Here is a 13,904-nt window from a genome sequence, read left to right as displayed (position 1 = left end):
GGGGACACCTACAGCGACGAATGCCGCGCGCCGGAGAGTCAGAGCGGAGGCAGGTAGAGATGCCGGAAAAAGGCTGGGAGGACCTCCCCGAGCACGACGTCGGTGACGCGCCCAACAGGTTCGACGTCGACGGGTTCCGGGCCAGGCTCTTCGGTGGTCCGGGTGCCACGCTGTACGGCGACTCGGGGATTCCGGCGCAGTCCGCGTGGGACAGCAAGGAGATCCCCACCGTCGGTCCCAACGAGGACAGCGGCTACAACAGCGGTGTCTTCAACAGTGGGGTCTTCAACAGCGGGGTGTTCAACAGCAGCCCGGACCTGCTCGGTGACATGGGCGGCGGCCGCGACAGTGGCTCGCTGGTTCGCCCGTACACCAAGACAGGCGGCCGAACCCGGTCCGACTATGATCTTGCGATCGAGGCGCTGGTATCCACCAGCGAACGGGGGAAGGCCCCGGACGCGGCGGTGCTCCCGGAGCACCGGTCGATCTGCGGGCTGTGTCTGGACACCAGGTCGGTCGCGGAGGTGGCGGCACATCTGCGACTGCCACTCGGCGTCGCGAAGGTGTTGATCGGGGACATGGCCGGGATGGGCCTGGTCCTGATCCACCAGAGCGGCATGGTCGTCGGCGACCGGCCGTCGATCGAATTCATGGAAAGGGTGCTCAGTGGTCTCCGCAGGCTCTAGTCCCCACAGCCCGCGTGGCGCGGCGGCACCGCAGCCGACGACTTCGGCCAAGATCGTCGTCGCCGGCGGGTTCGGGGTCGGTAAGACGACTCTTGTCGGTTCGGTGTCGGAAATCGTTCCGCTGACCACCGAGGCCGTCATGACCGAGGCCAGTGTCGACGTCGACGACCTGTCCAACACGCCGAACAAGGTCACCACCACGGTGGCGATGGACTTCGGCCGTGTGTCGCTGGACAGCGACCTGATCCTCTACCTGTTCGGCACGCCCGGCCAGCACCGGTTCTGGTTCATGTGGGACGACCTGGTGCGCGGCGCGATTGGCGCGGTGGTGCTGGTCGACACCCGCCGGCTGGCGGACGCGTTCGCCTCCATCGACTTCTTCGAGGACCGCCAGCTGCCCTACGTGGTGGCGATCAACTGCTTCGACCGGGTCCTGCACCACCGGGTCGACGACGTGCGTGACGCGCTCACGATCGACCAGACGGTCCCGGTGGTCACCTGCGACGCCCGCGACCGGGAGTCCACCAAGGAAACACTGATCACGCTGGTGGAGCACGCGATGCACCAGCGGATGTCGGCCCGCGCGGGCTGATCTCCCGTACCTGACGCGACGCGCCCTGGGGTCACCCCAGGGCGCGTCGTGCGTAGTAGGCCATGGAGCTGGTGGCCTCGTCGGCCTCGGTGAGATCGCCCCTGGCCAGCGCCCGCAGCGCGTCGGCGGCCCGGCTGATGCCCATCAGCGCGTCGAGCATGCGTTCGCGGTCCTCGCCGAAGCTGTCGAGGTCGAGGTCGGCGAGGAGCTTGCGCACCCCGCCGTCGATGACGTCGGCGCGATCGAGGAAGTCGGCGCGCAGCAGCCGGAGTCGCTGGTGGCTCGTGCGCCGATCGTCACCGCTCATGCGCTGAATGTGCGCCCGGAGTCTCGAGAACCGCTCGTGCCGTCGTCGAGGGCGCGAGCGGTTCTCAGTTCGTGGCGATCAGCGACGCGGACGTGATGCGGTGCAGCGGGTACTGGCGCACGGTCTCGCTGGCCTGGTCGCCGGCCTGGTTGCCGACCTGGTCGACCACGTCCCGGCCCTCCAGCACGCCGCCGCCGACCCGGAAGGGCGTCACCACCCGCTGGCTGGCCACGCCGCGCGCGTCCACGAAGTCGATCAGCACGTGGCCGTTGCGCTCGATGGCCTCGCGCAGCAGCGCGAGCGTCGCGGACGTGTCGGCGACGCCGCCGCCGGAGGTCAGCGAGACGGTGCGGCCCCGGCGGGTCGCGGCGGCGGTGTCGCTGGCGCGGACCTGGGCCACGATGTCGCGCAGCCGTTCGATGCTGGGCGGGTTGGGCAGCCCGGCGCGGCGCGCCCGCGCGGACTGGGTGGCCGGCAGCCGGTGGCCGGTCTGGCGCAGGTCGATGACCTGGCCGTCGGCGCCCTCGGCGGCCGGGGCGAAGCCGGCGCCGCGCAGTTCGTCGAGCACGTCGGCCAGCGGCAGCGGGCTGACCACGACCGTCGGCGCGATCCGCCGCAGCTCCAGCCGGGCGGCCAGCGGGTGGGCGGCGACCTCGGCCAGCAGCACCGGGTCGTCGCAGCGCAGGAAGCAGGCGGCGGGGCCGCCGCGCAGCCGGCCGTGGCGGCGGGCGACGTCGTCGATGAGGTAGGTCAGCCCCTGCGGGACCGGGGTGCGGGACTTCGTGGTGAACAGTTCGTGCAGGTCCTGGGCCGAGCGCCCGGCGTCCAGGGCGCGTCGGACCGACTGCTCGGTGACCCGGTAGACGGTGGCGCTGCCGGCCGACTCGACGTCGGCGACCTGCGCCATGTCCACGGCCAGGGTCGGCTCCAGCGGCCCGGGGGCCACGACGGTCAGGTCGGCCTGCACCAGGACGTGGTCGACCGGCTCGGGCATCGACTCGGCCATGGCCTTGGCGGCCTGCGCCGGGCCGTCGGCCAGCAGGGTCCGGCCGGCGGTGGTGATGGCGCCGAGGGCGACCACGCCCAAGGCGGTGGCCTCGTGCAGCGTCCAGCGGACGATCTCGTCGCGCAGCCGGCCGCCGCGCCGGGGCGCCCGCCAGGCGAGGACCTCGGCCAGTTCGTCCGGGTCGGCGATGCCGGCGCCGGGCGGCAGTTCGGCGAGGGCGGCGAGCACCCGGCGGCGTTCGGCGGGGGCGGGCGCGCGGCGCAGGTCGTCGGACAGCGGGGCGAGGACCTTGTCCTTGGCGTCGCGCAGGCCGGCCAGGCCCGGCAGCCGGGGCAGGTCGAGCCAGGCGGCGGCCAGCGTGGCCCAGCGGTTGGCGGGGGAGGCCACCAGCCACGGGTCGACGACGGTGGTGGGCATCCACTCCGGGTTGGTGGCGGTGGCGCTGTCGGCGATCATGCCGGCGCCGAAGGCCAGTTCGACGACGAACGACGCGCCCCGGTCGTCGGTGTCCAGTTCGCGGGCCAGGCGGCGCACGTCGCGTACGCCAAGACCGCCGGCCTTGAGTACGGTCGCCGGTTCCTCGGACCACAGCTCGATGAGCTTTTCCGTGCGGCGCAGGATTTCCAGCACCTCGCCGGCGCCTGTCGCGTCCACATTGGAGTGTGAGACCTCGCGCGGCACCGGTTCGTCCAGCCGGACCGTCCCTAAAGGACTGTCGCCGCGCAGCGCGAGCCCGACCTGGCGCGGCAGCTCGACGTTCTCCGCGTCCCGGCGCAGCAGCAACCCCATCGCCAGCAGCCGCTGCACGGGCGTCTGCGCGCGCTCCAGCGGGACCACCACCGCCGCGTCCCTGGTCCGCCCCACCGGCGAGGACCCGTGCGCCAACGCCGTCAGCAACCGCCGGTCGGCCTCCGCGAGCCCGGCCACCACCTCCGCCACGTCGACGTCCACCAACGCCGCCGACGGCTGCCCCAGCCCCGCCGGGTACAGCCCGCCGGCCTCTCGCGCCGCCGGCACCACCGACAGCTCCTCGGGCGGCCCCCAGGCCAGCGCCAGCCGGCTGAGCTGATCGAGCGCCGCTCGCACCCGGCTCGCCGGCGCGCCCGGCCCGACCAGGGCCTCGACCTCGGCCCGGGTGACCGGCTCCCGGTCGGCGTCGGCCACGACCAGCGCGTCCAGCACGGCCAGGGTGAACGTGTCCAGGCCCTCGGCCGCCCGGCTCACCGACGCGCGGCTACCGGCCCGCGCCGCCAGAACCGCCAGGTCGGCGGGCGGCGGCGTGGCCAGGTCGGGGCGCGCGCGCAGCAGGTCGGCCAGCAACTGGTCGTCCTGACCGCGCAGCCACTCGGTGAGCGGGACGGCGGGCACGTGACCACGGTATACGCGCGCTCGGACCGGAGCATGGGTCCGGTAGCCTCAAGGCCCGTCATGCCGTGTAGTTGATGGAGGGCCCCGTGGCGAAGGCCAAGCGTTCGCACCGTATCGATCCGACCTGGCCGGAGGTCGAACACCCGGTGACCGAACTGGCCGCCGACCGGCAGGGCGCGCTGTCCCCCTACGGCGACCTCAGCTTCCCGCTCACCGCCGAGGACCTCGGCTACGAGCACCCGGTCACCGAGATCAACAAGTAGTCATGCCAGTTCCCGGGCCGGGCTACTCCATCACCATCCGTGTCGAGGCGCCGCCGTCGGCCAGTGCCGCCGGCGACCTGGCGGCGGCCGTCGGCCGGGCGGGCGGCGTGATCACCGCCTTCGACGTCGTCGAGTCGCACGCCGACCGCATCGTCGTCGACCTCACCGCCAACACCCACTCCGACGAGCACGCCCGCGACATCACCACCGCGCTGGAGCAGCTGCCAGGGGTCGCGGTGCGCAAGGTCTCGGACCGCACGTTCCTGATCCACCTCGGCGGCAAGATCGAGATCTCCTCCAAGGTGGCCATCAAGAACCGCGACGACCTGTCCCGCGCGTACACCCCCGGTGTCGCCCGGATCTGCCAGGCCATCGCCGAGAACCCCTACGACGCGCGCCGGCTGACCATCAAGCGCAACACCGTCGCCGTGGTCACCGACGGCTCGGCCGTGCTGGGCCTGGGCAACCTGGGGCCGGCGGCCGCGCTGCCGGTGATGGAGGGCAAGGCGGCGCTGTTCAAGAAGTTCGCCGGGGTCGACGCCTGGCCGGTGTGCCTGGACACCCAGGACACCGACGAGATCATCCGCGCCGTCCAGCTGATCGCCCCGGTCTACGGCGGCATCAACCTGGAGGACATCGCCGCGCCGCGCTGCTTCGAGATCGAGGCCCGGCTGCGTGACCTGCTCGACATCCCGGTCTTCCACGACGACCAGCACGGCACGGCGATCGTCGTGGTCGCCGCGCTGCGCAACGCCCTGCGGGTCGTCGGCAAGGAGCTGTCGGACTGCAAGATCGTGGTCTGCGGCGCGGGCGCCGCCGGCTCGGCGATCACCCGGCTGCTGCTGCACAAGAAGCCCGGCGACGTGCTCCAGGTCGACATCAACGGCATCGTGCACCCCGACCGGGAGGGCATGGACCCCAACCTGGCCTGGATCGCCGAGCACACGAACGCCGACCGCCGCACCGGCTCGCTGACCGACGCGCTGGTCGGGGCGGACGTGTTCATCGGGGTGTCGGCGCCCAACCTGTTCGGCGCCGACGCGGTCGCCACGATGGCCGGCGACGCGGTGGTCTTCGCCCTGGCCAACCCCGACCCGGAGATCGACCCGCTGGAGGCCCAGCGGCACGCGGCGATCGTGGCCACCGGGCGCAGCGACTACCCGAACCAGATCAACAACGTGCTGGCCTTCCCCGGCGTGTTCCGCGGGCTGCTCGACGCCCAGGCCAACGGCATCACCGACGAGATGCTGCTGGCGGCGGCCGACGCGGTGGCCGACGTGGTCGACGGCGACCGGCTCAACGCGTCGTTCATCGTGCCCAGCGTGTTCGACTCGGCGGTGGCCCCGGCGGTCGCCGAGGCGGTGGCCAGGGCGGCGGCGCCGGCCAGGTAACTAGCATTGGCTCGTGGGTGAACTGACACACGTGGACCCCTCGGGGGCCGCGCGCATGGTGGACGTGAGCGGCAAGGAGGCGTCCGCGCGGGTCGCGGTGGCCACCGGGACCGTGCGGACCACGGCCGAGGTCGTGGGCCTGCTGCGGTCCAACGGCCTGAAGAAGGGCGACGCGCTGGCCGCCGCGCGGATCGCCGGCATCATGGGCGCCAAACGCACCCCGGACCTGGTACCGCTGTGCCACCCGATCGCCCTGTCCGGCGTGGCGGTCGAGCTGACCGTCGGCGACGACGGGGTCGACATCACCGCCACGGTGCGCACCACCGACCGGACCGGCGTGGAGATGGAGGCGCTGACCGCGGTGGCGGTCGCCGGCCTCACCCTGCACGACATGATCAAGGCCGTCGACCCGGCGGCCGTGCTGGACGCCGTGCGTGTCGAACGCAAGGACGGCGGCAAGACCGGCACCTGGACCCGACCGGAGGGCCGATGACCCGCACGGCTCGCGTGGTGACCGCGTCCAACCGCGCGGCCGCCGGCGTGTACTCCGACCGCACCGGCCCGCTGATCGTGGACTGGCTGTCCCGGCGCGGCTACCAGGTCGGCGCGCCCGAGGTCGTGCCGGACGGCGAGCCGGTGCTGGCCGCACTGCGGGCGGCGGTGGCCGCCGGGGTGGACGTGGTGCTCACCACCGGTGGCACTGGCCTGACGCCGACCGACCGGACCCCGGAGATGACCGCCCAGGTCATCGAGCACGAGGTGCCGGGCCTGGCGGACGCGATCCGGGCGGCCGGCCTGCCGGCCGTGCCGACGGCGGTGCTCTCCCGTGGCCTGGCCGGGGTGGCCGGCCGGACGCTGGTGGTGAACCTGCCGGGCTCGACCGGCGGGGTTCGCGACGGTCTCGGGGTGTTGGCCGGGGTGCTCGACCACGCCGTCGACCAGCTCCACGGCGGCGACCACCCCCGCGCCGGGGTGGTGCCGGCCGTGAAGCCGGGCGCTGGACCGGCTGTCGAACCGGCGCCGATACCGGGTGAGATGCCCGAGGCGTTGCCGGCCGCTCCGGCGGTCGTGCCGGCCAGGGTCCTGCGGGCCGTGGTGGTCGACGAGCCGCTGTCGGTCGAGGAGCACGCGGCGTTGGTGGACGATCCGGCGGCGGGGGCCGTGGTGACCTTCGCCGGGGTGGTGCGTGACCACGACGGCGGCCGGGGTGTGCGTGACCTGGACTACGAGGGTCACCCGAGTGCCGGGCCGGTGATCGAGGAGGTGGCGGCGGCGGTCGCTGGCCGGCACGCCGGGGTGCGGTCGGTCGCGGTCAGCCACCGGATCGGTGCGCTGGCCATCGGCGATGTGGCGCTGGCCTGCGCGGTCGCCGCCGAGCACCGGGCGGAGGCGTTCGCCGCGTGCGCCGAGTTGGTGGACGAGGTGAAGGCCCGGTTGCCGATCTGGAAGCACCAGCGGTTCACCGACGGTACGGACGAATGGGTCAACTGTCCTTGAACGTGTGGAAGGGCTCCACCGCCGGGGGATAGCAGTGGAGCCCTTCCGTCACGCAGCGCCGATCACGGCGTGCTCACGCTCTAGCGACAGCTCACTTGGTGGCGATCGTCTGACCGATGAGGATCAGGTCAGGGTTGCCGATGAACTGCTTGTTCAGCTCGTAGATGCTTTCCCAGCCACCCTGAACACCCTGCGCGGCAGCGATCTTGTACAGCGTGTCGCCGGCCTTGACCGTGTAGTCACCGTTCGGGTTGTTCGAGGAGTGCGCCGCCTGCGGGGCCGGGGCAGAGCGGTGGTGCTCCACCGGGGCCTGCTCGACCGGAGCCTGCTCCTGCTGGACCGGGGCCTCGTAGGACTGCTCCTCCTGCTGGGGAGCCTCCTGCTCCTGCTGCTCCTGCTCCGGGGCACCCGCGTAGTCGTTGCTCGGGGCGGAGGTGGCACCCGCCTGGGCGCCACACACCGGCCACGCGCCGATGCCCTGCGTCTGCAGAACGTTCTCCGCGACCCGGATCTGCTCCGCCTTGGAAGCGTTGGCCGGGTTGCCGGTGCCGCCGTTGGCCTCCCAGGTGCTCTGGGAGAACTGCAGGCCACCGTAGTAGCCGTTGCCGGTGTCGATGCTCCAGTTCCCGGTGCTCTCGCACTGTGCGATCGCGTCCCAGTTGACGGTGTCGGCCTGGGCGGGGCCTGCGGCAAATGCCAGCGGAACACCAAGGGCGGCGCCTGCGACGACGACGCGAGCGATGTTGCGCTTGGCGGCGGACGGCTTGCGGTGCTTGCCTTGGTACGCCATTTCAATCTCACCCTCAAACGCCTGCTGTGGTGCTCGGTGCCGCGTCCGGGAGGTTCTCTTTCAGTCGGGGGATATCTTCCAGGTGCCCGCCGGACGGGTTTGGCGTTTCGGGCACTCGGGTTTTCCTACTGGCTGGTTCGGGGCCAACCGGAAGCGACGGTACGTAAACAAAACCCGGGTTGGTAAGGCGAACTAAGCGTGACGTGGGTCACAGTAACACCTGCGCGAGCTGTGCGATTGAGATGTTTACGCAGGTCAGCGCCGCATTTCTGGTCGTTATAGTGGCGTTAACTTTCCGAGATAATTCACCCTAAGTGAGTCACGGGTCACGTCGGATCCGCCGATATTCACGTTCAGTATCGACTACTACAGCGTTTAGGACACTGCAGTGTGAAAGCGGGTGGCTACGTCCCGCAATGCTTGTGTCAATTCGTTCGATTCAACTTCCGAGTCGATCTCCGCGCGCCAGGGGGCCAGCCCTGCTGATCACGAACCGGTGGCAATGATCGTCTTTGCGGTCCACCCGGCTACACCGCGCCGGTGCTCAGGTGGTTTGCGGCCCGACCATAACGCGTCGATTCACCGAACGCGAACGCGAACCGGTAATTGATGGCCCGGCAATGCGGGGAAATACGGCCCGACCTGGGCCGGCGCCGTTCAGCCCCCGGCGAAGGGCGGGAGCACATCGACCCCCGAACCGTCCGGCAGGGTGAGGGTCTGGTCGCGCACGGCGACCCCGTCGAGCAGGAAGCTGCAGGCGGTCAGGACGCGGGTCAGCGTGTCGCCGTGCCGCTCGGCCAGCTCGGCCACGAGGTCACGCACCGTGGCGCCCTGGGGTACCTCGATGGTCTCTTCGTTCACGCCGGAGGCTGCCCTGGCCCCGGCGAAGTAGCGCACACGCACCGTAGCGCTGGGTGGGGCAGTAGTCACCCTGACAGGTTAGCGTTCTCGCATGGCCTGGACTTATCTCATGGACATGGACGGTGTCCTGGTGCACGAGGAGCACCTCGTGCCCGGCGCGGACAAGCTGCTGGAGGAGCTGCGCGCGAAGGAAACGAAGTTCCTGGTACTGACGAACAACTCGATCTACACCCCGCGCGACCTGCGGGCCAGGCTGCGCCGCAGCGGCCTGGAGGTCCCCGAGGGGTCGATCTGGACCTCGGCCCTGGCCACGGCGACGTTCCTGGACTCCCAGCGCCCGGAGGGCTCGGCGTACGTCATCGGCGAGTCGGGCCTGACCACGGCCCTGCACGAGATCGGCTACGTCCTGACCGACCGCGACCCGGACTACGTCGTCCTCGGGGAGACCAGGACCTACAGCTTCACGGCGATCACGACGGCCATCCGCCTGATCGAGCAGGGCGCCAGGTTCATCGCCACCAACCCGGACTCCACCGGCCCGTCGAGGGAGGGCTCCCTGCCGGCCACGGGCTCGGTGGCGGCGCTCATCGAGCGGGCCACCGGCCACGCGCCGTACTTCGTTGGCAAGCCGAACCCCCTGATGATGCGCTCCGCCCTGCGGGCGCTGGGGGCGCACTCGGAGTCCACCCTGATGATCGGCGACCGCATGGACACCGACGTCCGCGCGGGCCTGGAGGCCGGCCTGCGGACGATCCTGGTGCTGACCGGCATCTCCTCGGCCTCCACGGCGGAGAAGTTCCCCTACCGTCCGAGTCGCATCGTGGAGTCCGTGGCCGACCTGGTCGGCCACACCGACTCACCGTTCGGGGACAGCTGAGAAAGTGCGAGACCCCGGTCCACCAGGACCGGGGTCTCGCGTGTTCCCGAACTGACTGTCACTCCCACCACGAAGCGACTTCGCTTAGGTTAGCCTAACTTGCCCTGTTCGTCCAGGGGCTCAGACCTGAGCGGGTTCCTCACGGGACACCTCGCTCCCCGCGACCACGCGAGACCGGCGCAACCGAGTGATCAACCCGCCCCGCCGCCCGAGGTACACGCCACACGCCACCGCCGCCAACGCCGCGATCACCCCACCGATGACGAACGGCGACCGCCCGCCGAACTCGGCGGCCAGCCACCCCGTCATCGGCGCCCCCACCGGATTCCCGCCGATGAACACCAGCATGTAGAGCGCCATCACCCGGCCCCGCATCTCCGGAGTCGTGGCCAGCTGAACAACACTGTTCGCCGTGTTCATGAACGTGATCATGGCGATCCCGGTGGGAATGAGCGCCAGCCCGAACAGCAGGTAGCTGGGCATCAGCCCGGTCAGCGCCTCCAGCAGCCCGAACACGAACGCCGAGCCGATCAGCAACCGCATCCCCGGCGCCCGGCGGGTGCTGCGCCGCACGGCCAGCAGCGACCCGGTCAGCGACCCCACGGCCAGCAGGGTCGACAGCAGCCCGTACCCGTCGGCCTCCCGGTGGAAGACGTTCGCGGCGGCGATCGCCAGCGTGGTGAAGAACGTGAACGCGAACGTGCTGACGAAGAACACCATGACCAGCACGGTCAGGATGTCGGGCCGGGTGCGGACGTAGCGCAGCGCCTCCCGCAGCTGCCCACGGCGGCTGGCCGGCTTGGGCTGGCGTTCCAGCTCGGCGGGGTTCATCCGGGCCAGGTTGGTGATCACCGCCAGCGTCGTGACCGCGTTGACCAGGAACACCCAGCCGGTCCCGGTCCAGATGATCATCACACCGGCGATGGCCGGCCCGACGACCCTGGCCAGGTTGAACATCGACGAGTTCAGCGCGACGGCGTTGGTGATGTTGTCCTTGCCGACCATCTCGCCGACGAACGCCTGCCGAACGGGTGGATCCACCGCCGTGAACATGCCGAACACGAAGCACAGCAGGTACACGTGCCACAGCACGACCAGGCCGGTCACGTCCAGCAGCCCCAGGGCCAGCGCACACGCCGCCATCCCGGACTGGACGAGGATCAGCATCATCCGCTTGTCGTGGCGGTCGGCCAGCACCCCGGCCCACAGGGTGAACAGCAGCGTCGGCAGGAACTGGAGCGCGGCGGCCACACCGAGGGCCACCGGGTCGTAGCCGGAGAGTTCGAGAACCAGCCAGTCCTGGGCGATGCGCTGCATCCAGGTACCGACGTTGGAGATCACCTGGCCGGACGCGAACAACCGGTAGTTGCGTACGCGCAGGGATCCGAACATGCCCCGATGGTTCCGTCCGGTCTTCGACGGGTCGACGAGCGCGGCTCGAGGCGAACCGGTCGTCCTGGGAGAACTGCCTGTTGGGTCACTCGTCTTTCTGGTGTCTGTCACTAATCCTGTTGGCTCGCCAACCGGTCGATGATCTCCGCGGCCTCGGACAGCAGGTCCAGCTCCGTGGGGCTCAGTTCGGCCAGTCGCTTGTCCAGCCAGGCCTCACGGGCGGAGATGTCGGCCAGGATGAGCGCACTCCCTTCCACGGTGATCTCGACGATGGCCTGCCGGCCGTCGCTGGGGTGCGGTCGGCGGCTGACGTAGCCGGCTTCCTCGAGAGCGGCGATCACCCTGGTCATGGACGGGGGCTGGACAACCTCCTTGGCGGCCAGCTCACCTGGCGTGAGCGGACCGCACTTGTACAGGCAGGACAACGCTGACAGTTGGGTGAGCGTGACCGAGGAGTCAGTCCGCTGGGCGCGAAGCCTGCGGTTGAGCCGGACCGTCGCCAGCCGCAGGCGGCTGGCGAGCGAGCGTTCGGCTACGTCCTGCTCACTTTTCGACACATCGTTAGCATACCTCACGACCTGCGTGAAGTCAGGCGAAGGCTGCCCGAATCGGCCCGATCGCGAAGTACACCACAAACAGCGCGGCCACGATCCACAGCAGCGGGTGGATGCCCCGCAGCCGGCCGGTCACCGCCCGCAGCACCACGTAACTCACGAACCCGGCGCCGATGCCGTTGGCGATCGAGTACGTGAACGGCATGACCACGATCGTCAGGAACGCCGGCAGCGCGACCGTGAAGTCGTCGAAGTCGATCTCCTTGATCTGGGCCATCATCAGCACGCCGACGATCACCAGCGCCGGTGCGGCCGCCTCCACCGGCACCGCCTCGTACAGCGGGGTGAAGAACATCGCGGCGATGAACAGCAGGCCGGTGACCACGTTCGCCAGGCCCGTCCGCGCGCCCTCGGCGATACCGGCCGCCGACTCGACGTAGACCGTGTTCGAGCTCGACGAGGCCGCGCCGCCGGCCACCGCGCCCACACCGTCGACGAACAGCGCCTTGCCGACCCCGGGCAGCGTGCCGTCCTGGCGCAGCAGCCTGCCCTCCTTGCCCAGGCCGGTCATGGTGCCGATGGTGTCGAAGAAGTCGGTCAGTACCAGGGTGAACACCAGCAGCACGGCGGTGATCACCGGCACCTGCACCCAGGCGTCGAAGTTGAACGCGCCGACCAGCGACAGGTCCGGCGTGCCGACCACGTCGTCGGGCACCGCCGGGTAGCCGAGGTTCCAGCCCTTCGGGTTGGTCCCCATCGACGGCCCGGCATCCACAATGGACTCGACGATGATCGCGATGACCGTCGAGCCGAGCACGCCGATCAGGATCGCGCCCTTGACCCGCTTGGCCACCAGGATGCCGGTCAGCAGCAACCCGAGCACGAACACCAGCGTCGGCCAGGACGCGATCGAGCCGTTGATGCCCAGTCCAACCGGGACTGTCGTGTTCGCGACGTCCGGCACCCGGCGGACGAACCCGGCGTCGACCAGGCCGATGAGCGTGATGAACAGCCCGATACCGACCGCGATCGCCGACTTGAGCGAGGGCGGTACCGCGTTGAACACCATCGTCCGCACGCCGGTGACCACCAGGATCAGCACCACGACCCCGTTGACCAGCACCAGCCCCATCGCCGCCGGCCAGCTCATCTGCGGCGCGATGGTGACCGCGACGAACGCGTTGATGCCCAGGCCTGTGGCCAGGGCGAACGGGTAGTTGGCGACGAGTCCGAACAGGATCGTCATGACACCCGCGACCAGCGCGGTGACCGCCGCCACCTGCCCCATCGGCAGGATCGCGCCGAACTTGTCGTCGTGGGTCGACGGGTCGTTCGGGTCTGCCGAGAAGCTGCCGATGATCAACGGGTTCAGCACGATGATGTAGGCCATGGTCACGAACGTGACCAGGCCGCCACGGATCTCCGTGGCCGTGGTCGAGCCGCGCTCGCTGATCTTGAAGAACCGATCCAGCCGGGAGCGGGCGGCGGTGCTGGTGCTCATGGGGCGGTAGCCTCGCGCACGTGCCCGGTGATGCCAAACCCAACGCGCCAATCGCAACGCAGAAGTCACCTCCCGAGCCACTACCGCCCCGGTTGCTCGCCCTCGCGCCGGTGGTCTACGGGGGGACGGCGCTGTGGCTGCTGGCGCTCGTGGTGCTGGCCGTCGGCCACTACGGCTTCGGCGTGTTCCCGCCGATCTGGATGTGGACGGCACTGGCCGGGTTCGTCCTCGGACTGATCGGCGTGCCGATCATGATCTGGCAGCGCAACGCGTCCCGCCGGGGCGCGCGCGGCGCCCAGAAGATCGACTAGCGGGTCCGGCAGGCCCGTTCCTCGATCTTGCTGTACACGGTCAGCTCGGTTTCCAGGGCCTGGGCGAGCTCGGCGGTGGTGACCCCCTCGACCGGCGCGACGTCGACCGTGGCCGACATGTCCTCCGGCCCGGTCAACGCGACCAGCTCGGGGTCCTGCTCGGAGAACAGCTCCGTGAACCGCTCGTAGGCCTGCGCCCGGGTCTCGGTGGCGACCTCCTGGACGCGCGGGTCCGCCCGCAGCCGCTCGGCCGCCCGGGACATCGTCGCGTCCGCGTCGTCGTCGGCGAAGTAGATCCGCACCTGGAACTCGCCGCCGATGATCAGGCAGATCACGTCGTCCTCGCCGACCGTGGCGGAGGTCGTCGGGGTCGTCCTGGCCTCGGCCGGCGGCGGGTCCTGCCCGCCGGTGATCCGCAGGGTCGCCACGAGCGCACCGGCGCCCACCAGCAGCGCACCCACGACGAGCAGCACGACACGCTTGGTCACGCCCTGATGGTGACAGAGTC

The 13,904-nt window shown here is 70.5% G+C and carries 16 protein-coding genes; 8 read left to right on the top strand and 8 right to left on the bottom strand.

Annotated features, from left to right (window positions below):
- Positions 1–59 precede the first annotated feature (59 nt).
- Both BLA60_RS19420 and BLA60_RS19415 read left to right on the top strand, forming a co-directional pair.
- A complete protein-coding gene (locus tag BLA60_RS19420) occupies positions 60–686 on the top strand; it encodes a DUF742 domain-containing protein (protein ID WP_075134341.1) in 627 nt (208 codons plus the stop codon).
- Complete coding sequence (locus BLA60_RS19415; RefSeq protein WP_075134340.1) at positions 667–1,278, top strand: GTP-binding protein; 612 nt, start codon at positions 667–669, stop codon at positions 1,276–1,278. Before BLA60_RS19420 ends, BLA60_RS19415 begins: the two co-directional genes overlap by 20 nt.
- A 31-nt stretch (positions 1,279–1,309) precedes the next feature.
- On the opposite strand, the gene BLA60_RS19410 is transcribed toward BLA60_RS19415, so the two are convergent.
- Together BLA60_RS19410 and BLA60_RS19405 are read right to left on the bottom strand one after the other, a co-directional pair.
- Positions 1,310–1,585 (bottom strand): hypothetical protein, encoded by a 276-nt coding sequence (locus BLA60_RS19410; protein ID WP_075134339.1) that lies wholly within the window; start codon positions 1,583–1,585, stop codon positions 1,310–1,312.
- 64 nt (positions 1,586–1,649) lie between these two features.
- On the bottom strand, positions 1,650–3,959 hold the full coding sequence (locus BLA60_RS19405; protein ID WP_075134338.1) for a helicase-associated domain-containing protein: 2,310 nt from the start codon (positions 3,957–3,959) through the stop codon (positions 1,650–1,652).
- 86 nt (positions 3,960–4,045) lie between these two features.
- On the opposite strand from BLA60_RS19405, the gene BLA60_RS19400 reads away from it, so the two are divergent.
- From BLA60_RS19400 to BLA60_RS19385, 4 genes are read left to right on the top strand one after another with little or no spacing between them, the layout of a single operon-like run.
- Entirely contained in the window at positions 4,046–4,222 is a 177-nt protein-coding gene (locus BLA60_RS19400) for a hypothetical protein (protein ID WP_211288786.1), read from the top strand.
- A 2-nt stretch (positions 4,223–4,224) separates the two neighbouring features.
- Positions 4,225–5,613 carry an NAD-dependent malic enzyme gene (locus tag BLA60_RS19395; protein ID WP_075134336.1) on the top strand — a complete coding sequence of 463 codons (1,389 nt, stop codon included), beginning with the start codon at positions 4,225–4,227 and terminating at the stop codon, positions 5,611–5,613.
- Between the two features lie 13 nt (positions 5,614–5,626).
- Positions 5,627–6,106, top strand: coding sequence for a cyclic pyranopterin monophosphate synthase MoaC (gene moaC, locus BLA60_RS19390; RefSeq protein ID WP_075134335.1), 480 nt, complete (start codon positions 5,627–5,629; stop codon positions 6,104–6,106).
- Complete coding sequence (locus BLA60_RS19385) at positions 6,103–7,110, top strand: molybdenum cofactor biosynthesis protein MoaE (RefSeq protein ID WP_075134334.1); 1,008 nt, start codon at positions 6,103–6,105, stop codon at positions 7,108–7,110. The genes moaC and BLA60_RS19385 overlap by 4 nt, the downstream gene beginning before the upstream one ends.
- A 91-nt stretch (positions 7,111–7,201) precedes the next feature.
- Here BLA60_RS19385 and BLA60_RS19380 read toward each other — a convergent pair whose 3' ends face one another.
- Both BLA60_RS19380 and BLA60_RS19375 read right to left on the bottom strand, forming a co-directional pair.
- Positions 7,202–7,900: a LysM peptidoglycan-binding domain-containing protein gene (locus BLA60_RS19380; protein WP_075134333.1), complete on the bottom strand. Its 699-nt coding sequence runs from the start codon at positions 7,898–7,900 to the stop codon at positions 7,202–7,204.
- 657 nt (positions 7,901–8,557) lie between these two features.
- Positions 8,558–8,830: a MoaD/ThiS family protein gene (locus BLA60_RS19375; RefSeq protein WP_075134332.1), complete on the bottom strand. Its 273-nt coding sequence runs from the start codon at positions 8,828–8,830 to the stop codon at positions 8,558–8,560.
- A gap of 22 nt (positions 8,831–8,852) precedes the next feature.
- Between BLA60_RS19375 and BLA60_RS19370 the strand changes: the two genes are divergently transcribed.
- Positions 8,853–9,638, top strand: coding sequence for an HAD-IIA family hydrolase (locus BLA60_RS19370; protein ID WP_075134331.1), 786 nt, complete (start codon positions 8,853–8,855; stop codon positions 9,636–9,638).
- Between the two features lie 120 nt (positions 9,639–9,758).
- On the opposite strand, the gene BLA60_RS19365 is transcribed toward BLA60_RS19370, so the two are convergent.
- From BLA60_RS19365 to BLA60_RS19355, 3 genes are all read right to left on the bottom strand, one after another.
- Positions 9,759–11,030: an MFS transporter gene (locus tag BLA60_RS19365; RefSeq protein ID WP_075134330.1), complete on the bottom strand. Its 1,272-nt coding sequence runs from the start codon at positions 11,028–11,030 to the stop codon at positions 9,759–9,761.
- Positions 11,031–11,140: 110 nt separating this feature from the next.
- Positions 11,141–11,587, bottom strand: a complete 447-nt coding sequence (locus BLA60_RS19360; protein ID WP_075134329.1) for a MarR family winged helix-turn-helix transcriptional regulator — start codon at positions 11,585–11,587, stop codon at positions 11,141–11,143.
- Positions 11,588–11,618: 31 nt separating this feature from the next.
- Positions 11,619–13,085, bottom strand: coding sequence for an NCS2 family permease (locus BLA60_RS19355; protein ID WP_075134328.1), 1,467 nt, complete (start codon positions 13,083–13,085; stop codon positions 11,619–11,621).
- 20 nt (positions 13,086–13,105) lie between these two features.
- Between BLA60_RS19355 and BLA60_RS19350 the strand changes: the two genes are divergently transcribed.
- Entirely contained in the window at positions 13,106–13,396 is a 291-nt protein-coding gene (locus BLA60_RS19350; RefSeq protein ID WP_425427071.1) for a DUF2530 domain-containing protein, read from the top strand.
- On the opposite strand, the gene BLA60_RS19345 is transcribed toward BLA60_RS19350, so the two are convergent.
- Entirely contained in the window at positions 13,393–13,884 is a 492-nt protein-coding gene (locus BLA60_RS19345) for a permease-like cell division protein FtsX (protein ID WP_075134327.1), read from the bottom strand. The genes BLA60_RS19350 and BLA60_RS19345 overlap by 4 nt on opposite strands.
- Positions 13,885–13,904 lie beyond the last annotated feature (20 nt).

The sequence above is a fragment of the Actinophytocola xinjiangensis genome (assembly GCF_001921215.1).
Lineage (GTDB): Bacteria > Actinomycetota > Actinomycetes > Mycobacteriales > Pseudonocardiaceae > Actinophytocola > Actinophytocola xinjiangensis.
This window is presented reverse-complemented; position numbering and strand designations above follow the sequence as displayed.

Excerpts from the sequence above, each read along its gene's own strand:
- BLA60_RS19395 (WP_075134336.1), top strand. The coding sequence starts at position 4,225 with ATGCCAGTTCCCGGGCCGGGCTACTCCATCACCATCCGTGTCGAGGCG.
- BLA60_RS19420 (WP_075134341.1), top strand. The coding sequence starts at position 60 with ATGCCGGAAAAAGGCTGGGAGGACCTCCCCGAGCACGACGTCGGTGAC.
- BLA60_RS19385 (WP_075134334.1), top strand. The coding sequence starts at position 6,103 with ATGACCCGCACGGCTCGCGTGGTGACCGCGTCCAACCGCGCGGCCGCC.
- BLA60_RS19410 (WP_075134339.1), bottom strand. The coding sequence starts at position 1,585 with ATGAGCGGTGACGATCGGCGCACGAGCCACCAGCGACTCCGGCTGCTG.
- BLA60_RS19365 (WP_075134330.1), bottom strand. The coding sequence starts at position 11,030 with ATGTTCGGATCCCTGCGCGTACGCAACTACCGGTTGTTCGCGTCCGGC.
- BLA60_RS19370 (WP_075134331.1), top strand. The coding sequence starts at position 8,853 with ATGGCCTGGACTTATCTCATGGACATGGACGGTGTCCTGGTGCACGAG.
- BLA60_RS19380 (WP_075134333.1), bottom strand. The coding sequence starts at position 7,900 with ATGGCGTACCAAGGCAAGCACCGCAAGCCGTCCGCCGCCAAGCGCAAC.
- BLA60_RS19355 (WP_075134328.1), bottom strand. The coding sequence starts at position 13,085 with ATGAGCACCAGCACCGCCGCCCGCTCCCGGCTGGATCGGTTCTTCAAG.